Raw genomic sequence first — 19,641 nt, 5'->3', positions numbered from 1 at the left:
CCTCAGTCCAGCGGGCAATCGGCGGCCAGCCAGGATGTAAAATCATCGGCGGCCACCTCGAAATCGTCGCGTTGCATGGAACCGTGCCCGACCAGATACACGGCGCGGTCGCCGCCATCGAGCGCCAGCATGACAGCGCGCCCGCCGCTGTCGTCGCCGATGGTCATGTAGCCGGGACAGGATTGCAGCGTGTCATACGTTTCGTTGCGCTCGATTAAACTTTCCACGCCGTACAGTAATACCTGTTCACCGCGCATGTCCTCTTGCCAGCCCTGCAGAAAGCGCAGGTAGTGCGCCGACAAAGCGTGGCCCAGCCAGCGCTGGAGCGCTTCGATAGCTGGCCCGCTCACGCGGCGCTCTTGCGCCGCGCCTCCCACTCGCGCCGCAGCAAGCCGTACAGGGCCGTATCGCTGACGTGGCCACCGACGATCCAGCGTTCGGGCAAGAAACCTTCCTGCTTGAAACCCTGGCGTTCCAGGGCGCTGGCCGAAGCCGTATTGAGCGGGTCGATATCGGCTTCCAGGCGGTTCAGGTCGCGCTCGGTGAACGCGTATTCCAGCAACGCCGACAAGGCTTCCTGCATATAGCCCTTGCCCCAATGCGGGCGCGCCAGCGCATAGCCGATTTCGGCACGGCGGTTCTGGCGGTGCTCGGAAAACAGGCTGCAGCTGCCCATATATTCGCCCGTCGCCTTCAGCGTGACGGCGAAGCGAAAGAATTCCTCGCTCTCGAAAGCGGCGATGTCCTCGGCAAGCTTGCGCGTGGCGATGCCGGCATCTTGCCATGGCGGCTCGCTGAAATAGCGCATCACTTCAGGATCGGCATGCATGGCGAAGAAGGCCGCTTCATCCGATGGTTGCGGTTTGCGCAGGATCAGGCGCTCGGTGGTGATGTTTTTCGTGTAGGCCATGCAACTCCAATCAAAGGTTCAAAGGGCAATGCTTATTATTCCATGCAACTATAATGATGTGGCAACTTTGTGGCTTTGCTTTTTAATGTAGTATGGCAATATTTCACCATATCATAGATGCAACTTCATAATCCGCCTATGCCCGCAGTAAAAGAAGCAGCACACATCGAAGCCGGCCATGTCCATCCTTAAAATCCACCTCACCATGCCGCTGTCCCTCATCGCACTGGCCGTCTGGCTGGGCTTGAGCATGGGCGGCCGCTGGCTGGAAGCCGCCGGCTACGCCTTGCCAGGCGCAGCCGTCACCGGCCGTATCGGCCTGTCGTGGGCGCTGGCCGCAGTGTTCGCGCTGGCGCTGCTGCTGGCGTCAAGCCGGCCCCGCGAAGCGGGCCTAGGCGCGCCGCAGCCCTGGAAATCGCTGTGGCTCGTCTGCCCTCCCCTGCTGTATGCGCTGCTGATGCTGTTGCTGGCCTGGGCCGGCGGCTGGCCGCAGCCGCGCGTGCTGCTGATCGTGGCGTGCAATGCGGCGCTGGTCGCCATCTCGGAAGAACTGATGTTCCGCGCCATCTTGTTGCAGGGCATGCTGGACCGCTACGCCGTGTGGCCGGCCGTGCTGATTTCCTCGGCGCTGTTCGGCCTGGCCCACACGGCCAACGGGCTGGCCACGGGCGACGTCAGCGGCGCCTTGTGGCAAGCCGTGGCCGCCACCTTGCAGGGCGTCGGCTATGCGGCCATCCGCCTGCGCACGCGCTCCATCTGGCCGATGGTGCTCGTGCATGGCCTGTGGGACTACGCGCTGGTGACGGCCACCTTGCCCAACCCGGCCGAAGACGGCGCGTCCATCTTGCCGTATGTCGCCCTGCTGGCCGTGCTGCCCCTGTGCCTGTACGGCGTCTACCTGCTGCGCCCCAGCCAGCGTGCGGCCATCTTGCAAGCATAAGGAATCCGCATGGCGTTTTTTTCACGTGATTACGAACTATTCCTGTTGCTGGCCGCGCCCGGTGCGGCGCCGCTGTGGGATGCGGCGCAATGGACGCGCATTGAACTGACGCCACACCTATCCTGATCGGACTGCCATGCGACGCCTGCTTTGCGCCACCCTGCTCTGCTTCAGCAACCACGCGGGTGCCTTTGAACTGAGCGGCGCCATCCGCAGCAATGGCGCGCCGCTGCCGCCCGCCATCAGCATCGTTGCCGAGCGCATGCACGGCGAGCCGCAGATACATGGCACGGTCGAGAATGGCCGCTACCGCATCGACGTGCCGGAAGGCACCTTGCTGGCGCTGGTCGCGCGGGCGCCGCAATGGGAAGCGGAACCGAGACTCATCCACGACGCCGCCACGGCGGGCGCGCCGGACATCCTGCTGTATCGGGCTGCCGTGCCGGAAGCGGCGCTGGCGCAGGAATTGCTGGCCATGGAAAAGGAAGACGTGGCCGCACGCACGGATTGGCCGGCGACAGGCATCGACCTGCAGGCACGGCAGCGCATGCGCGAGACGGACGCGAGGAACGAAGCGCGCCTGCGCCACATCATCGCCAGCAAGGGATGGCCCACGCAAACAATGGTCGGTTACAAGGCGGCGGCCAGCGCATGGCTGATCGCCCAGCACGGCTCGGACGCCTTTCTCAAAAGCAGCCTGGCGCTGATGCGCACGGCGGCTGCACAAGGTGAAATCACACCGTCCAGGCTGGCCCTGACGATCGACCGTGACTTGACCAATGACAAGCTGCCGCAGCTGTACGGCAGCCAGTTCCAGACGGGCAGCGACGGCAAGAACGTCGCTTTCCCCATCGCCGATCCGCAGCATCTGGAGCAGCGCCGCGCCAGCGTGGGACTGGCGCCGTATGCGCAATACAGGCAAGCCTTCGAGTGAACTATTGACAAGGCCGCCGATCGCGTGGCATCGTTACGCCATGCAATCGCCATTCCCTCCCCTGCCCACCATTATTGCCGCCATTCCAACGATGGTGGCTTAGCAACAGTGTGATTGCCAAAGCCGCCTGAGGGGCGGCTTTGATGTGCAGTCACTGGTCAAACCGTCTCGCAGGCTTCATTTCTTTTTTAGCGAGCGACCATGACCCTGACTTCCAGCACCAACGCCTCCCCCACCCTGCACCTCGTGTGCGGCAAGATAGCCTCCGGAAAATCCACTTTGACCAACCAGCTTGCGCAAGCGCCGCACACGGTGCGCATCAGCGAAGACACTTTATTGGCGCAGCTGTATCCGGGCCAGATCGCCAGCCTGGCCGACTACGTGGCGTGTGCGGCGCGGCTGCGCGCGGCCATCGCCCCCTTGGCCCTGCAGATGCTGCGGGCGGGCGTGTCCGTCGTGCTCGATTTTCCCGCGAATACGCCGGCCAGCCGCACCTGGATGCGCGAACTGTTCCAGCAGGCAGGCACGCCGCACGTGCTGCATTACCTGGACGTGCCGGACGAAGAATGCAAGGTGCGCTTGCGCCAACGCAATGAAAGCGGGCTGCACCCGTTCTCCACCAGCGACGCGCAATTTGATGAAATCACGCGCCACTTCGTGCCGCCCGACTCTTCGGAAGGCTTTGATATCGTGCGGATTGCCGCTTAAAACGTGCCCGGCAGCAGGATCTTTTTATCCACCTGCTGCAAGTCGCGCAAGCCGCAAAAGGCCATTGTCAGGTCCAGTTCATTGCGGATGATGTCCAGACATTTAGTGACGCCCGGCCCGCCCATGGCGCCCAGGCCGTATAAAAACGGGCGGCCGATGTACACGCCTTTCGCGCCCAGGGCCACGGCCTTGATCACGTCCTGGCCCGAGCGGATGCCGCCATCCATGTGCACTTCGATCTGGCTGCCGACGGCGTCGACGATGGCGGGCAAGGCTTCGATCGACGATTGCGCGCCGTCGAGCTGGCGCCCGCCGTGGTTCGAGACGATCAGCGCGTCGGCGCCGCTTTCCACGGCCAGGCGCGCGTCTTCCGGGTCCATGATGCCTTTGATGATCAGTTTGCCGCCCCAGCGCTGCTTGATCCATTCCACGTCCGCCCACGACAGGCTGAGGTCGAACTGTTGCTGCGTCCAGGCCGACAGCGACGACATGTCGGAGACGGACGTGGCGTGGCCGACGATGTTGCCAAAACCGCGGCGTTTCGTGCCCAGCATTCCCGCCACCCAGCGCGGCTTGGTGGCCATGTTGATGATGTTCGGAATCGTCAATTTCGGCGGCGCCGACAGGCCGTTGCGCAAGTCCTTGTGGCGCTGGCCCAGCACCTGCAAGTCCAGGGTCAACACGAGCGCGCCGCATTTCGCCGCCTTGGCGCGGTCGATCAGGCGGTTGATGAATTCGCGGTCCTTCATCACGTACAGCTGGAACCAGAACGGCTTTGTCGTGTTCGCCGCCACGTCCTCGATCGAGCAGATGCTCATGGTCGACAGGGTGAACGGCACGCCGAAGCGCTCGGCCGCCTGGGCCGCGAGGATTTCGCCATCCGCATGCTGCATGCCCGTCAGGCCCGTGGGCGACAGGGCTACCGGCATCGATACGTGCTGGCCCACCATCGTCGAGGCCAGGCTGCGGTTTTCCAGGTTGACGGCCACGCGCTGGCGGAATTTGATCTTGGCGAAATCGCTGTTGTTGGCGCGGTACGTCGACTCCGTCCAGGAGCCGGAATCGGCGTAGTCGTAAAACATGCGCGGCACCCGTTTCTGGGCCAGCACGCGCAAGTCTTCGATGCTGGTGATGATACTCATGCGTTTCCTCGGTCGATGGCAAGTCGAACCATGATCGTGCATTTGCCTGCAATTGTCTATCCGGCAGGCAATGCCGCCACGCTTACCAAGCGCGCGCGCCGAGAATTTTCTCGCCCAGTTCAGTCAACTGCGCCTGCGGATAGCGCAGCTTTTCCTTTTCCTCGGGGTCGCCGGGAAACGCATAGCCTTGCGGCGCGCTGCGCTCGCGCCAGCTTTGCACGCGCCAGTCGCGCAAGGAGTGATTGTCTTCCTGCGCTGGCGTAAAGGAAATGTATTGCGCCAGGCGCACCTGGTCCGTCGACGTGTTCGGGCGGATACCATGCGCCAGCAGGCTGTTAAAGATCAGCAACTCGCCCTTCTTCATGGCGATGAATTCCATCGGATACGGCACCGTTGCCAGGTCCGGCTGCCACGGGTTGCGGTCCCGCGGCACCGACTTGCGCCACGCCAACAAGTTGTTGAACAGTTCCGGATAACACTGGAAACCGCCGCTCTCGGGCGAGGTATCGGACAGGGCAAGCACGCCTTGCACGTTGACGGGCAGCGGATCGAGCGTGGTGTCGGCATCCCAGTGGATGAAGCCGCCAAACTTGCGCTTGCCATTGTTCGGCGTGTTCAGATTGGCGCGGTCTATCGTCACCCACAGGTCCTCGCGATCCCAGATGTCGACAAAAGCGTCGTAGACGCGCCGGGTCTGGCGGTTGTCCCACAGGGTCTGGTTGTGGTAGGCCTCGACCATGCCGGAGCCGTTGAGCTCTTTCATCGCGTGATCGCGCAGCTGGTCCTGGTTCCAAGTGGCGGGGTCGTTTTCGTTGAGCCCCTGGAATTCCCACAGGAAATCGGTTGTGCGCCTCACTTGCTCGGGCGGCACGGCATCCTTGACGATGACGTAGCCGTAGGTTTGCCAGTGCAAAAAATCGCTGTCGGACAGCACGCGCAGCGGCAGCTGTTTCTGGATGTCACGCAACTGGGTTTGTTCCGTGTAGGCCACGGACGGGTTGCCGGGACGGTCTTCGCCGTACTGCGGGTTTACATACTGAACCTGGTCTTGCATCGCTGTCTCCTGTGTTGGTGTGAGACAGATTGTGCGACGGAAGATTAAAGGGAAATGCGTGCGGAGCGACCGATACTGATACTATCCTGATCATCCATAGCTAGCAAACGTCACGATGACGCCTTTATTTGAACAAGTCACGATCCCGACGGGCCACTCCTGGGGCTTGCTGTGGCGCGAACTCGACGCCATTCCCTTCATCTGGCATTACCACCCGCAATTCGAGCTGACCCTGACGGTCAATGCGCGCGGGCAACGCTACATCGGCGACCACCTGGGCGACTTCGAACCGGGTGACCTGGTGCTGCTGGGGCCGAATTTGCCGCACACGTGGTCGGCCAGCGAACGCATCGACAGCACGCAACCCATGCTGGCCGTCGTCGTGTGGTTTTCGCTCGAGTGGGTGGAGCAGCTGGCCGCCTGCTTTCCGGAGTTGCACAGCGTGCGGCAACTGGCCGCCCGCGCCGGCCCGGCCCTGCATTTTTCAGCGGACGCGAGCGCGCGCTGCGCCCATCAACTGCTGCAGCTGAACTCCCTGCCCGTGCCGCAGCGCCTGCCGCTGCTGCTCGACGTGCTGCTGGACCTGGCGGGCGATGACGCCGCGCGGTCGCTGGCGTCGGCAGCGCAGGCGCCGGTGCATGCCGATGGAAAGCAAAAGCGCATGGCAATCGTGTTTGACTTCATGCACGCGCATTTCCGGGAAGAGATCGCACTGGAGACCTTGGCGCAGCGGGCCGCCCTGTCGCTGGGCGCGTTTCACCGCTGTTTCAAGCGCCACGCGCATTGCACGCCCGGCGAGTATCTGGCGCGGCTGCGCATCGGGCGCGCCTGCCAACAGCTGATTGAAAGCAATCTTGCCATCGCCGTCATCGCGCAAGAGGCGGGCTACCGCAACCTCGCGCATTTCAACCGCCAGTTCCGCGCCGCCAAACACGTCACGCCGCGCGCGTTTCGCCTGCAATACCGGCGCGGCGCCAACGACCTGTCGTAAATCCGTTCGGAAACGAAAAAGGGGATCAGATTTTACAATCTGACCCCCAATATTCTGGTGCGGCTGGCAGGAATTGAACCCACGACCCCTTGGTTCGTAGCCAAGTACTCTATCCAGCTGAGCTACAGCCGCCTAAGACAAGATTATAGCAGGGCTTTGCAGAATGGCAAAGAGCGTCGTGCGGATATTTCACAATTGCCCAGGCTGCCAGCGTGGTCGCTGCCAAGGCACCGTGATGACGAAAAAAAACCCGGAAAGCGAACTTTCCGGGTTTTTTCACTACTGCTGATACTGGTGCGGCTGGCAGGAATTGAACCCACGACCCCTTGGTTCGTAGCCAAGTACTCTATCCAGCTGAGCTACAGCCGCAAACTCTGACACACTTCGCCGGATGGCGCGAAGCTTGAAACTTTCATCAAAACGAAGCGAACTTCATCTTGGCAATACTGGTGCGGCTGGCAGGAATTGAACCCACGACCCCTTGGTTCGTAGCCAAGTACTCTATCCAGCTGAGCTACAGCCGCAAAACTTCTACAACATTCCATTAACAACATGGAGGTGAAACTTGCTACAACAAAACCAGGCAAAGTCTGATTTTCAGTATTCTGGTGCGGCTGGCAGGAATTGAACCCACGACCCCTTGGTTCGTAGCCAAGTACTCTATCCAGCTGAGCTACAGCCGCGCAGGCAAACATTATAGCGTATTCATTTCGCTTTGAAAAGTTCGATTTTTCAATCGCTTAGCTGATTTTGCAGAATACCGCCCCCGCATGATCGACTACCTTTTCACTGCCAAAAAGCGCACGCCTTTTTATCGATGGACGCTTCTGCTTTCACAGTGGCGCCCAGCAAATCGAGAAGTTGCTGCCTCGAAAGAAGCGGGATTATAGGGACTGCTTTCCAGCCTGTCCAGTGCTATCTGCAGGCGGCGCGCAAGCGTGCGGTGGCGGCGCGCCGCTTGGGGCTACAATACCAGCCAGACAGGGGCGTTTGCGCCCCCCCCCTAATGCATGACGGCGGGCATTGAGCATCATGACCTATTTAACTGAGCTTAGCGGCGGCGGCCCGGCGGGGCAAGAGCCCGTGCGGCAGACTCACTGTTGCAGGATTTCCGATGGCCAAGCATGACCGCGAGCAAGACCTGCTTCCCCCATCAGCGCCGCTGAGCCTCTCCGACGAGCGCCTGTCCAATTTGCTGGAAGGTATTACCGACGGCTTTTGCCTGCTCGACCGCGACTGGACCATCCGCTACCTCAACACGCGCGGCGCCGCCATGCTGGCGCCGCAGCACGCGCCTGGCGCCAGCCTGACGGGCAAGAACCTGTGGCAAGCCTGCCCCGACTTGCATGGCACGGAACTGGAAACGCAGTACCGGCGCGCCATGGCGCAGCAGCACAGCTGCAGTTTCGAGCTGCTGTATCCGCCGCTGGGGCGCTGGCTGGAAGTGCGCATCTTCCCTTCCAGCGACGGCCTGACCACGTATATCCAGGACATCAGCCAGCGCAAGGCGGCCGAGGAAAGCTTGCGCCACAGCGAGGAAGACTTGCGCGCACTGGCCAATTCCATCCCGCAACTGGCCTGGATCGCCAGCTTCGACGGCACCATTGCCTGGTACAACCAGCGCTGGCACGACTACACGGGCACGACTGCCGAACAGATGGCGGGCGACGGCTGGAGCATCGCCTACGACGCGCAGCACCTGCCGCCCATGCGGCACGCGTGGAAGGCCGCCTTGCGAGATGGCACGCCCTTCGAGATGGAGTTCCCCATCCGTGGCGCCGACGGCCAGTACCGCTGGTTCCTGACGCGCGCCAATCCCGTGCGCGACCGGGGCGGCCAGCTGCTGCGCTGGTTTGGCACGAGTACCGATGTCGACCAGGTCAAGCGCGCGCAGGAAGCCTTGCGCGACGAAACGCGCGTGCTCGAGTTGCTCAACAATACGGGCGCGGCCCTGGCCAGCACCCTCGACTTGCCGGCCCTGCTGCAGGAAACCGTCGATGCGGCCACGCGCATCAGCGGCGCGCGCTTCGGCGCCTTTTATTATGACGATGCGGGCGAGATCCACGACAGCGCCGCTCCCCTGCCATCGGCGCGCGCCGTCAACGGCATCAGTCTGCGCCAGGCCGACGCCGTCGCCACGGAACTGCGCCAGGGAGCTCCCATGCGCCAGAACGATTTGCTGGCAGCGCCCGACGCCAGCGCCGGCGGCGCGCCGCCGCTGCGCAGCTGCCTGAGCCTGCCCGTCAGTTCGCGCTCGGGCCTGTTGCTGGGGCGCTTGCTGCTCGGTCATCCGCAGGCGGGCATGTTCAGCGCGCGCAGCGAACGCATCGTTTCGGCCATCGCGGCCCAGGCCGCCGTTGCGCTCGACAATACGCGCCTGTACGCGGCCGCCACGCGTGCTGCCGAAGAGCGCAAGGTACTGCTCGACAGCGAACGCGAAGCGCGCGCCGAGGCCGAGCGCACGAACCAGCTGAAAGACGATTTCCTCACCACCCTGTCGCACGAATTGCGCACGCCGCTGTCGGCCATCCTGGGCTGGGCGCAAGTGCTGCGGCGCGGCACGCGCGACCAGGCCGACCTGCACCGCGGCCTGCAAAGCATCGAACGCAATGCGCGCGCGCAGGCGCAACTGATCGAAGACTTGCTCGACATGAGCCGTATCACTTCCGACAAGGTGCTGCTGGACCTGCAAACCGTCGTGCCCGCCAGCATCATCGCCTCGGCCATCGAAACCCTGCGCCCGGCGGCCGACGCCAAGCACATCGCCATCCACAGCAACATCGCCAGCGATGCGGGCACCATTACGGGCGACCCCAGCCGTATCCAGCAAGTGATCTGGAACCTGCTGTCGAATGCCCTCAAATTCACGCCGCAAGGGGGGCGGGTCGAGATCGGCGTGCGCCGCGAGGCGAGCCGCCTGGTCATCACGGTGGCCGACAACGGCGTCGGCATCAAGAAAGACTTCCTGCCCCACGTGTTCGACCGCTTCCGCCAGGCCGACGCCTCCACCACGCGCCGGCATGGCGGCCTGGGACTGGGGCTGGCGATCGTCAAGCACTTGGTGGAGCAGCATGGCGGCACGGTCACCGTCAGCAGCGCCGGCGACATGCAGGGCGCCAGCTTCACCGTGCGCCTGCCCCTGGGGACGCGGGCCGCGCCAGCACGCCCAAGGGGCGGCGACCTGTCCGCCAGCCCTGACTTGCGCGGCGTCACGGTGCTGCTGGTCGATGACGAGGCCGATGCGCGCGAACTGACGGCGCGCATCCTGCGCGACAGCCACGCCGAAGTGCATGGCGCCGACAGCGTGGCGCAGGCGCTGCAACTGTTGGACCAGGTGCATCCGCATGTACTGGTCAGCGACATCGGCATGCCCGACGCGGACGGTTTCGACTTGCTGGCGCACATACGCGCGCACCCCTCCCCCGATGCGGCCTGTCTGCCTGCGCTGGCGCTGACGGCGTTCGCGCAACCGCAGGACCGCCAGCGGGCGCTGGCCAGCGGCTTCCAGGCCTGGATCTCGAAACCGCTCGACCCGGCCGAACTGCTGGCGGCCGTGGCGCAACTGGCTGCAACGCGCATGCCCGCCCAGCGCCCTGAACAGGGCCGCAATACACAGCCCTAAAAAGATGATGCAAGAAATACATAGTGCAGTACAAAATGACTATTTTCATGGGTTAGCCTTCCTACTTGCAGACGCGGCACTGTCCTACAAGCAACTAAGCCAAAGTTTGCTACACTGAAATGCAGAAGCACACCTGCACGGCAGGCTGGAGACGGCAGCCCTGGCCGACTAGAATGGCAAAAGCGAGCTCAAGCGCTGTTGTGCGCCCTATCTTGTTGCAAGGCGCTACTATCTTTCCACTGCCGTCAACCTATCATTTGCGGTAGAAGCCAGCGTTGCATAGACCGTATAACCGAGACCTTACATGCCCAGCCAAGATGAGATTTTGAAAGCCAAAATTTTGGTCGTCGACGATTCACCCGACAATGTTGACCTGATGCTGGAAATCCTGCGCGATGCCGGCTATACCAATGTGACGGCCACCATGCGTCCGGCCCAGGTTTGCCCCCTGCACCGGGAGCATTGCTACGACCTGATCTTGCTGGATCTGCAAATGCCGGAACTCAATGGTTTCCAGGTCATGAAAGGCTTGAAGGAAATCGAGCATGGCGGCTACCTGCCCGTGCTGGCCCTGACGGCACAACCAAGTTTCAAGATCGCCGCCCTGGAAGCGGGCGCGCGCGACTTCATCAGCAAACCCTTCGACCTGATGGAAGTGCACAAGCGCATCCACAACATGCTGGAAGTGCGCCTGCTATACAAGGAACTGGCGCAATACAGCAAGCAGCAGCAGGAACTGGCGCTGCACGATCCGCTGACGGGCTTGCCGAACCGGCGCCTGCTGGAGGACCGCATCGAGCATACCTTGCAACAATCGGCGCGCAGCCGCGGCAAGTCGGCCATCCTGTACCTGGACCTCGACGGCTTCAAGGCCATCAACGACAGTTACGGCCACGGCTATGGCGATGAAATCCTGAAAATGGTGGCGGCCCGCCTGGTGGGCGCCTCGCGCAAGGAAGACACGGTAGCGCGCATCGGCGGCGACGAGTTCGTCATCGTGCTGGGCAACCTGGCCGGCAAGGGCGACGCGCGCGAACCGGCCGCCAAGCTGATCGAAGTCATTTCCGAGCCGTATTTCATCAACGACCTGACATTGCGCCTGTCGACCAGCATCGGCATCGCCATCTACCCGGACGATGCCAGTACCGTCGACTCGCTGCTGGGCGCGGCCGACACGGCCCTGTACGAAGCCAAGCGCGCCGGCAAGAACCGCTTTTGCTGCATCCCGCACGAGGTAATCGCCGCGCAGGTCAACATGCAAAAAAGCAGCATCCCCTCGATCGCCTGAGTTTTTACGCCGCGTGGCACGTAAAAAAAACCGGCAAGCCATGAGGCTTGCCGGTTTTTTTATGGGCAGGAGGCTTTATTTCTTGACAGCGGCCGCTTCATGCTGGCCCGCGTGCTGGTGGTCCGTTTGCGCATCGACCGTTTCCGGCGGCACTTCGATGCGCGTGATGCCGGCATCGACGGAAATCGGGTCGCTGGCGGGGAAAGTCATTTCCACGGCGTCGTCGAGCAACTCTTCCTTGGCCCGCTCTTCGCCGCTCATGCCCTCTTCATCGGCCAGGATGGCCAGCGCACTGGCCCATTTGACGAAATTGAGATTGGCCAGTTCGCGCACGGTGTGCACGCCAAACGCTTGCTGCAAGGCCTTGGCGTCCTTCGGGCTGACGCCGCGCAGGGCGCTGATGGGCGCATTGACGATGTCGCGGAAGCTTTTGTCGGCGTATTCCTGGTCGACGATGGTATCGATATTCATGGCATGTCCTTTCGTTTCGGTAAGCGGGCCTGTGCTGCATGGAGAAAATGCATGACACCACTATGGCAGCGTACGGCGCCCCGGTATGTGCGCAGCCGTACGTAACGGCTGGAACGGCATCTGCTGGCGCAAACGATAATATTGCCTGGCATATAAAAATGATGGAAGGAGATCAAAATTGCCGAAAAGACAGAAATTTTCCATCCATGCGCCCCGCGATGAAATCCTCATGTATGATCCACAACTTGAATTTGGTCCACCTTTCACCATTCACGGGGCGCTATGTCCGCACAAACAGATCCGAACAAGGAAACGGCCCAGGCCGATGCGGAACGCGCCGCCGATCTCAGCGAGTTGCTCGGTCATGTCAACACCAGCTGGGACAATGAACGGCGCGCCCTGTCGCGCCAGCTGCACGACAGCCTCGGCTCGTCGCTGACGGCGCTGACCATGCACTTGTCGCTGCTGACGCAAAAGATGCCGCAGGAAGCGGCCTTGCTCGACCGCGCGGCGACCATGAAGCAATTGCTGCTGAATGTGATCGAGACCAACCGCCAGATGCAGATGAAGCTGTGGAACGACAAGCTCGAGTTTCTGGGCGTGAATGTCGCGCTCGGCGAGCTGGCCGCGCAATTTGCCGAACAGCACAAGATCACCGTGCGCTGCAGCCTGCCCGAAGATGAACTGATTTGCCCGCGCAACGTGGGCGTGGCCCTGCTGCGCACCCTGGAAGAAGCGCTCGGCAACATCGCCGCGCACGCCAATGCCACGCAGGTGGACATCATCATCGACGACAATGACGAAGCGTTGATGATGACCGTCAAGGATGACGGCGTGGGACTGCCAGCGAGCGAACCCGTCGAAATGAGCAAGCACGGCCTGCGCGCCGTGCGCGAGCGCGTGCATTACCTGGGAGGCACCCTGAGCCTGTCAACCAATCCGCAAGGCGGCACGGCCCTGACCGTCGTCTTGCCGCGCATTACGCCGAAAGAATAGTCTTTGCCAGGCCGCATCAGGCCAGAACACTGCCGGAACGCCCAAACCGCAGAACGATTCGACGACAGGAGACCGCATGCACCGACTGATCCCCACCCTGCTGGCAGCGCTGCTGGCCATGGGCGCCGCCCAGGCCGCCGACAACACCGTGCCGCCGCCGGAAACCGTCGACAAGCTGGCCTGGCTGGCTGGTTGCTGGAACGTCGACGGGGCCGAACCCGGTTCCGGAGAACAATGGAGCACGGCTGCCGGCGGCACCATCCTCGGCACCAGCCGCACCGTCAAGGGCGGCAAGACGACGGCCTTTGAATTCGTGCAGATCCGCCTTACCGACCCGGGCCAGCTGGCCTACATCGTGCAGCCGTCGGGAGAGCCGCCCGTGATCTTCAACCTGCTGCGCCAGGACAAGCCGAATGAATTCATCTTCGCCAACCTGGACAATGACTTCCCGAGCCGCATCATCTACCGCCACGACAGCGAGCGCATCTTGCACGCCAGCATTACCGGCACCTTGAAGGGCAAGCTCACCACCATCGCCTTTCCCATGACGCGGGGCCGCTGCGAGGCGGCGCCAATTACGCGCAGCAAATAAAAAGGGGCCTCGCGGCCCCTTTTTGATGGAATGGAAACGGCTTAATGCAGCTTGACCTGCGGCGTACTGCGCTTGATCAGGAAACGGCCCATGGCCATGACGGCCGTGCGCACGCTGCCCAGCACGGCGTTGTGGTGCATCAGGTGCAGGCTCACATACATCATGCGCGCGACAAAGCCTTCGACGAACCAGCTCAGCCCCTTCAGCGAACCCATCAGGGTACCGACCGAGGTGGTGCGGCCAAACGACACGAGCGACCCGTAGTCCAGGTATTCGTAGGGCTTGGTTTGCGGCGGCTTGCCCTTCGCTTTCAGCAGGAATGTTTTCAGCAGGTAATCGGCTTGCTGGTGGGCAGCCTGGGCGCGCGGCGGCACCAGCTTGCCGTCCGGCCCCGTGCAGGCGGCGCAGTCGCCCAGCGCGTAGATATTCGCATGGCCCTGCACATTGAGCATGCCCGTCACTTCCAGCTGGCCGGAACGGTTGGTCGGCAAGCCCAGGGTAGCGAGGAATTCCGGCGCGCGAATGCCTGCGGCCCACACGCAGATGTCGGCCGCGTAACTGGTGCCGCTGGCCACCGTCACCTTGTCCGCTTCGATCGTGGTGACGCGCGTATCGGTCACCACCGTGATGCCATGCTGGTGCAGCAGTTTCGAGGCGGCAATCGAGACGCGCTCGGGCAGCGGCGCCAGAATGCGCGGCGCCCCTTCGAGCAGGGTGATGCGCACATCCTTGATGGCGTTGAGATTCTGGAAACCATACGCGGCATACACGCCGCTCGCTTCGCGCAATTCGGCCGCCAGCTCGACGCCCGTGGCGCCGCCGCCGATGATGACGATGTCGACACCGGGATGGCCCGCGTCGCCCTGGCGCTGCTCGGCCATGGCCAGCAGTTTCAGCAGGGTCAGGCGGAAACGTTCGGCGTCTTCCGTGGCATTCAGGGAGATCGTATTTTCCTTGGCGCCGGGCACGCCGAAGTAATTCGACGTGCTGCCCACGGCCAGCACCAGCTGGTCGTAGCTGACAGTGCGCTGCGGCAAGAGCTGCTCGTCCTTGTCGGTGGCGATTCCGCCCACGATGAGGCTGTTCGACGCGGCGTCGAGCGCGATCAAGGGACCATAGACATAGGTAAAACCATTGTCATGCGCCAGCATCTGGTACGACAGGCCCTCTTGATGAATGTCCAGGGTGCCGGCCGCCACCTCATGCAGCGACGGCTTCCAGATATGGTACAGGCGGCTGTCGACCAGGGTGACCTGGCCTGGGCCGAGCTTACGGCTGAGTTTGCAGGCCAGCTCCAAGCCGCCTGCACCTCCTCCTACGATAACGATTTTACTGTGCAAAGATCCTCCTGCTTGTTAATCCCTGTGCCCGTTGCCGTTGCCATTCCCGCGGCCATTGCCGTTGCCATGGCCTTTGCCCGGATGGTCATCATGCTTGTCGCGCTTGCCTTCATGCTTGTCATAATGCTTGTCGTAATGCTTGTCGTCGTGACGGCCGCGGTCGCCGTAATCGGGACGGCCATGGTCGCCATGCTGCTGGCGGTAACGGGGCACATATTGATTGTTATACCAACTATCTTGGACGAAATATACCTCTTGGTTGCAGGCATTATACTTGCGGCAGTGCTTGGACCAGTGTTTGGCATGGCCGGGCGGCACGCGCAGGTAGATCGGACGGGCCGAATAGTATTGCGGACGCTGCACGATGACGGGCTGGGCATAGATCAATTGCGGCGCGGGATAGTCGCCGATGTCGAGGCGTCCGTAAAAGCCTGGCTGGCCGACGGTAACGGAGACGCCGACCTGGGCGACGGCGGCGGTGCCGGCCGACAGCAAGACAGCAGCAAGAATCAGGGTTTTCATGGTGACACTCCTTTTAGTTATGCCATCATTGTAGACCTTGTGTGACCAACTGTTTGTTCGCAAGGACACATAAGGATTGCCGTGGCAATCTCACCACAGCTTGCCCAAGGGCACGACCAGGCCGCTGAACAGGGACCAGTCTGGCGACGCCGCCGTCAAGCCGCGCGCCATGCCGATGTCGATGGCCAGCCGTGGCGTGGGACTGTAGGTGGCGGCCAGCAGCAGCTGCGCCGTGGCCGGCGCGCCGCGCAAGCGCGTGCCCGACACTTCGGCCGTGGCGCCCCAGCGCTCGCTGACGGGCGTGGAAAAGGAAGTCGCCCAGCCCGTTTGCACCCTGCCGGTATTCGGCTCGGATGCCCCCAGACGCGTGGCGTTCAGGTTGGCATCCACGTGCACGGCGCCCAGGTCGCGGCTGACGATGCCGTTCAGCGACACGTCGCTCTTGCCGCTGCCGATGCTGTCCTTGGCAGTCGGCAACTTCCAGCCCAGTTCCAGGCCCAGCGCCGTGGCGCTGTCGAGCAAAAAGGCGCGCTTGAGCACGACCGTCGTGTCGCCCACGCCCGTTTCGCGTCGCCCCGTGTCATCGCGCGCACGCACGAATCCCTCGCCTTCGAGCAGCACGCCCCACTCGGGCGTGAAAGCCAGTTTGAACGTGTACGGCAGGCTGGCGCGGCGCGTTTCGTCCGTTTTCGACAGCAGACCGCCGGCCTCGAATTCCAGCTGGCCCGGCACGGGCAACTGGGCGGGGCTGGCCACGGAAGGACGGTAAGGCAGGACGGGATCGCCCTGCTGCGCCTGCGCCAGGGGCGCCAGGGATAGCAGCAGGGATAAGCAAAGCAAGCGGGGAGACGGCATGAAAGATCCTGAAGTGGCAAACGCGCAATAACGACAGCCTACCACCGCCGCGCCGATTGCGCCGGCGCCCGCCGCCGTCAGGCCAGGCGCCGCACGTCCTGCCTGGCGGCCGGCGCTGAGCGGCGCAGCGGCCTGACGTTGCTCGCTGCCGGCATGGCCATCTGTTGCGCCTGGGCGTGCAGGCGGAATACGCCCACCAGTTCCGTCAGGGTCTGCGCTTGGTCCTGCAGCGATTCGGCGGCCGCCGCCGCCTCTTCCACGAGGGCCGCGTTTTGCTGCGTCACCTGGTCCATCTGCAGCACGGCCTGGTTGACTTGCTCGATGCCGGCGCTTTGCTCGGTGCTGGCGGCCGTGATTTCCTGCATGATGTCGGCCACCTGGCGCACGCTGGCCACCACTTCATCCATCGTCTTGCCCGCGTCATGCACGAGTTTGGAACCGATTTCCACCTGTTCGACGGAGTCGCCGATCAGGGTCTTGATTTCCTTGGCGGCACTGGCCGAGCGCTGCGCCAGGTTGCGCACTTCGGCCGCCACGACGGCGAATCCGCGCCCCTCCTCGCCCGCCCTGGCCGCTTCCACGGCCGCGTTCAAGGCCAGGATATTCGTCTGGAAGGCGATGCTGTCGATGACGCTGATGATGTCGACAATCTTGCGCGACGATGCATTGATCGATTCCATCGTCTGCACCACCTGCCCCACCACGGCGCCGCCCTTGCCGGCCACGTCGGACGCGGCGCCGGCCAGCGCATTGGCCTGGCGCGCATTGTCCGCGTTCTGCCGCACGGCCGAGGTCAGCTGCTCCATCGACGACGCCGTTTCTTCCAGCGAACTGGCCTGCTCTTCCGTGCGGGACGACAAGTCGAGGTTGCCCTGGGCGATTTCGCCCGAAGCCGTATTGATGGTGTCCGTACCCGAACGTACCTGGCTGACGATGCCCACGAGTTTGTCGCGCATGGTTTTCATGGCGAACAGCAGGCTGGCGCTGTCGTGGCCGGCCGTGCGGATATCGACGGTGAGGTCGCCTTCCGCGATGGCGCCGGCGATCCTGACGGCATACGCCGGTTCGCCACCGAGCTGGCGCGTCAGTCCGCGCGTGATCAGCGCGCCCAGCGCCAGGCCGGCCGCCACGCTGCCCAGCACCAGCGCGATCATGAAACTGCGACTGGCCTGGTACACGCCGGACGCCTGCTCGGCAGCCGCCTTGGCCCGTGCTTCCTTCTGCAATGACAATTTATCGAGCACGCCATCCAGCTCATCGGCATGCTGGCGCGTCTTGGCCAGCAGCGCCGTCAGCTGCGCGCTGCGCTGCGCCAGCGGCTCGGCCGCCGCCAGCGCCAGCGATTGCTGCAAGGTGCTCACATACTCGGCCTCAACGGTGGCGAAGCGGGCAAACAGCTCCTTGGCGGCCGGCGTGACGAACAGCGGCTGGGCCTTGGCCAGGTTGCTCTTGTTCTGTTCCAGATATTTGGCGATATCGGCCTGGCGCCCGGCGCGCTCTTCGCTGGTAGTAGCCAGCAGGAAATTGCTGCGCGCGCGGCCCACCTTGATGAGGGCGATATTCGCTTCCTTGATGTACGACAGCCCCAGCAACTCATGGTTGTACATCTGCCCCGCCATGGTATCGATCTTGCCCATATTGAAGATGCCGATGCCGGCCACGATGGCCCCCATCAGCGCCACGCAAAAGAAGGCCGCGAGCAGGCGCGTCCCCACTTTCATTTGATTCAACATGTTTCCTCCTGGACAAGATGGTAGCCAATAATTTAAGCGTATGACTTGAATATAGGGAAAAAACAGGCACTAAAATGCTCGGATTGTCACTAAGCAATAATTCCTTGATCTAAAGCAACATGTCCCGGAGCTTGCCGTGCTAGCAAGCCCCGGGGGAGCGTCAATGTCCGCTGTGCCCTGCCGGCTTGCGCACCGTCATCTCCACGCCACCTTTCACCACCTGCTTGCCCGCGCCCTGCCCGCGCACCGGTTCCGGCAAGGCGCCCGTCCATTCATAGGCCACGCTGCCGGCCGGATGCTTGTACCAGCCGGGGTCGCGGTAGTCGCCCGGTTTCTGGTCCTTGCGTACCTTGACCGTGGTAAACATCCCGCCCATGCCAATGGCGCCGAACGGGCCGTCGCCCGCCATCATCGGCAAGGTGTTGTCGGGGATGGGCATCTGCATCTCGCCCATGTCGGCCATGCCCCGTTCGCCCATCACCATGTAGCCGGGCACGAGCTGGTTGATCTTTGCCGCCACGCCCTGGTGGTCAACGCCGATCATGGTCGGCACGTCATGCCCCATGGCATTCATGGTGTGATGCGACTTGTGGCAGTGGAAAGCCCAGTCGCCCAGGTCCGTGGCCGTGAATTCCACGGCGCGCATCTGGCCCACGGCCACGTCCGTGGTGACTTCGGGCCAGCGCGACTCGGGGCGCGTCCAGCCGCCATCCGTGCCCGTCACCTCGAATTCATGGCCATGCATGTGGATCGGGTGGTTCGTCATGGTCAGATTGCCCACGCGCACGCGCACCTTGTCGCCCTGGCGCACGACCATGGGATCGATGCCGGGGAAGACGCGGCTGTTGAAGGTGAACAAGTTGAAATCCGTCATGGTCATGATCTTCGGCGTGTAGCTGCCGGGATCGATGTCGTAGTTGCTGAGCAAGAAGACGAAATCGCGGTCCACCTTCATGAAGTTCGGGTCTTTCGGGTGCGTCACCCAGAAGCCCATCATGCCCATGGCCATCTGCGTCATTTCATCGGCATGCGGGTGGTACATGAAGGTGCCGGGCCGCTTGGCGACGAATTCATAGACAAAGGTTTTACCGGGGGCGATGCCCGGCTGGGTCAGGCCCGTGACGCCATCCATGCCGTTCGGCAAGCGCTGGCCATGCCAGTGCACACTCGTATGTTCCGGCAATTTGTTGGTGACAAAGATGCGCACCCGGTCGCCCTCCACCACTTCAATCGTTGGCCCTGGCGACTGGCCGTTATAGCCCCACAGGTTGGCCATCATGCCGGGCGCCAGCTCGCGCACGACGGGTTCCGCCACCAGATGAAATTCCTTGACATTGTTGTTCATGCGCCAGGGCAAGGACCAGCCGTTGAGGGTGACGACGGGGTTGTACGGGCGCCCGTTCGGCGGCGGTGGCGGTGCCTTGGTGTCGGCGCCAGCCATGCTGACGGCTTCCGGCAACGATGCCGCACCGACTCTACTGACGGCCGCGGCACTGAGGGCGACGGCGCCCGCATTCATGAAAAAGTTTCTACGTGTAATCAT

General features: G+C 62.9%; 18 protein-coding genes and 4 tRNA genes. 8 read left to right on the top strand and 14 right to left on the bottom strand.

Translation table 11 applies throughout. The annotated features are described in order from the left end of the window. Positions 1–2: 2 nt before the first annotated feature. Entirely contained in the window at positions 3–350 is a 348-nt protein-coding gene (locus GYK42_RS05625; protein ID WP_166446686.1) for an SMI1/KNR4 family protein, read from the bottom strand. Next, the gene (locus tag GYK42_RS05620) at positions 347–910 is read right to left on the bottom strand and encodes a GNAT family N-acetyltransferase (RefSeq protein ID WP_166446685.1); all 564 of its coding nucleotides are present in this window, start codon (positions 908–910) and stop codon (positions 347–349) included. Before GYK42_RS05620 ends, GYK42_RS05625 begins: the two co-directional genes overlap by 4 nt. Before the next feature lie 178 nt (positions 911–1,088). Between GYK42_RS05620 and GYK42_RS05615 the strand changes: the two genes are divergently transcribed. From GYK42_RS05615 to GYK42_RS05605, 3 genes are all read left to right on the top strand, one after another. Next, positions 1,089–1,850, top strand: coding sequence for a CPBP family intramembrane glutamic endopeptidase (locus GYK42_RS05615; RefSeq protein ID WP_166446684.1), 762 nt, complete (start codon positions 1,089–1,091; stop codon positions 1,848–1,850). A gap of 136 nt (positions 1,851–1,986) precedes the next feature. After that, positions 1,987–2,784 carry a DUF6624 domain-containing protein gene (locus GYK42_RS05610; protein WP_166446683.1) on the top strand — a complete coding sequence of 266 codons (798 nt, stop codon included), beginning with the start codon at positions 1,987–1,989 and terminating at the stop codon, positions 2,782–2,784. A 201-nt stretch (positions 2,785–2,985) separates the two neighbouring features. Continuing rightward, positions 2,986–3,492: an AAA family ATPase gene (locus tag GYK42_RS05605; RefSeq protein ID WP_166446682.1), complete on the top strand. Its 507-nt coding sequence runs from the start codon at positions 2,986–2,988 to the stop codon at positions 3,490–3,492. Here GYK42_RS05605 and GYK42_RS05600 read toward each other — a convergent pair. Together GYK42_RS05600 and GYK42_RS05595 are read right to left on the bottom strand one after the other, a co-directional pair. After that, entirely contained in the window at positions 3,489–4,634 is a 1,146-nt protein-coding gene (locus tag GYK42_RS05600) for an alpha-hydroxy acid oxidase (protein WP_070304600.1), read from the bottom strand. The genes GYK42_RS05605 and GYK42_RS05600 overlap by 4 nt on opposite strands. A gap of 82 nt (positions 4,635–4,716) precedes the next feature. Next, positions 4,717–5,688 carry a phytanoyl-CoA dioxygenase family protein gene (locus tag GYK42_RS05595; RefSeq protein ID WP_166446681.1) on the bottom strand — a complete coding sequence of 324 codons (972 nt, stop codon included), beginning with the start codon at positions 5,686–5,688 and terminating at the stop codon, positions 4,717–4,719. A gap of 115 nt (positions 5,689–5,803) precedes the next feature. Between GYK42_RS05595 and GYK42_RS05590 the strand changes: the two genes are divergently transcribed. Then, positions 5,804–6,679, top strand: coding sequence for a helix-turn-helix domain-containing protein (locus tag GYK42_RS05590; protein ID WP_166446680.1), 876 nt, complete (start codon positions 5,804–5,806; stop codon positions 6,677–6,679). A gap of 55 nt (positions 6,680–6,734) precedes the next feature. Here the strand turns inward: GYK42_RS05590 and GYK42_RS05585 are convergent. The 4 genes from GYK42_RS05585 to GYK42_RS05570 form a co-directional block, all read right to left on the bottom strand. Then, positions 6,735–6,811 (bottom strand) — tRNA-Arg (locus GYK42_RS05585). A gap of 160 nt (positions 6,812–6,971) precedes the next feature. Further along, positions 6,972–7,048: transfer RNA gene (locus tag GYK42_RS05580), tRNA-Arg, on the bottom strand. 78 nt (positions 7,049–7,126) lie between these two features. Further along, positions 7,127–7,203: transfer RNA gene (locus GYK42_RS05575), tRNA-Arg, on the bottom strand. 82 nt (positions 7,204–7,285) lie between these two features. Continuing rightward, positions 7,286–7,362 (bottom strand) — tRNA-Arg (locus tag GYK42_RS05570). Positions 7,363–7,793: 431 nt separating this feature from the next. Here GYK42_RS05570 and GYK42_RS05565 point away from each other — a divergent pair. Together GYK42_RS05565 and GYK42_RS05560 are read left to right on the top strand one after the other, a co-directional pair. Next, positions 7,794–10,301, top strand: a complete 2,508-nt coding sequence (locus tag GYK42_RS05565) for a hybrid sensor histidine kinase/response regulator (protein ID WP_166446679.1) — start codon at positions 7,794–7,796, stop codon at positions 10,299–10,301. Positions 10,302–10,605: 304 nt separating this feature from the next. Next, a complete protein-coding gene (locus GYK42_RS05560; RefSeq protein ID WP_166446678.1) occupies positions 10,606–11,589 on the top strand; it encodes a GGDEF domain-containing response regulator in 984 nt (327 codons plus the stop codon). A 75-nt stretch (positions 11,590–11,664) separates the two neighbouring features. Here GYK42_RS05560 and GYK42_RS05555 read toward each other — a convergent pair whose 3' ends face one another. After that, a complete protein-coding gene (locus tag GYK42_RS05555; protein ID WP_166446677.1) occupies positions 11,665–12,060 on the bottom strand; it encodes a hypothetical protein in 396 nt (131 codons plus the stop codon). Positions 12,061–12,342: 282 nt separating this feature from the next. Between GYK42_RS05555 and GYK42_RS05550 the strand changes: the two genes are divergently transcribed. Together GYK42_RS05550 and GYK42_RS05545 are read left to right on the top strand one after the other, a co-directional pair. After that, a complete protein-coding gene (locus tag GYK42_RS05550) occupies positions 12,343–13,056 on the top strand; it encodes a sensor histidine kinase (RefSeq protein WP_166446676.1) in 714 nt (237 codons plus the stop codon). Positions 13,057–13,132: 76 nt separating this feature from the next. Next, on the top strand, positions 13,133–13,648 hold the full coding sequence (locus GYK42_RS05545) for a DUF6265 family protein (RefSeq protein WP_166446675.1): 516 nt from the start codon (positions 13,133–13,135) through the stop codon (positions 13,646–13,648). A gap of 41 nt (positions 13,649–13,689) precedes the next feature. Here GYK42_RS05545 and GYK42_RS05540 read toward each other — a convergent pair whose 3' ends face one another. From GYK42_RS05540 to GYK42_RS05520, 5 genes are all read right to left on the bottom strand, one after another. Further along, on the bottom strand, positions 13,690–14,988 hold the full coding sequence (locus GYK42_RS05540) for an NAD(P)/FAD-dependent oxidoreductase (RefSeq protein WP_166446674.1): 1,299 nt from the start codon (positions 14,986–14,988) through the stop codon (positions 13,690–13,692). A gap of 15 nt (positions 14,989–15,003) precedes the next feature. After that, on the bottom strand, positions 15,004–15,510 hold the full coding sequence (locus GYK42_RS05535) for a hypothetical protein (protein ID WP_166446673.1): 507 nt from the start codon (positions 15,508–15,510) through the stop codon (positions 15,004–15,006). 90 nt (positions 15,511–15,600) lie between these two features. After that, a complete protein-coding gene (locus tag GYK42_RS05530; RefSeq protein WP_240943475.1) occupies positions 15,601–16,365 on the bottom strand; it encodes a transporter in 765 nt (254 codons plus the stop codon). A gap of 77 nt (positions 16,366–16,442) precedes the next feature. Beyond that, positions 16,443–18,098 carry a methyl-accepting chemotaxis protein gene (locus tag GYK42_RS29520; protein ID WP_166446672.1) on the bottom strand — a complete coding sequence of 552 codons (1,656 nt, stop codon included), beginning with the start codon at positions 18,096–18,098 and terminating at the stop codon, positions 16,443–16,445. A gap of 160 nt (positions 18,099–18,258) precedes the next feature. Then, positions 18,259–19,641: a multicopper oxidase family protein gene (locus GYK42_RS05520; RefSeq protein WP_166446671.1), complete on the bottom strand. Its 1,383-nt coding sequence runs from the start codon at positions 19,639–19,641 to the stop codon at positions 18,259–18,261.

The organism is Janthinobacterium lividum, assembly GCF_011601275.1.
Lineage (GTDB): Bacteria > Pseudomonadota > Gammaproteobacteria > Burkholderiales > Burkholderiaceae_D > Janthinobacterium > Janthinobacterium lividum_E.
Note: the sequence above shows the minus strand (reverse complement) of the source record. Positions and strands in the feature narration are given on the sequence as shown.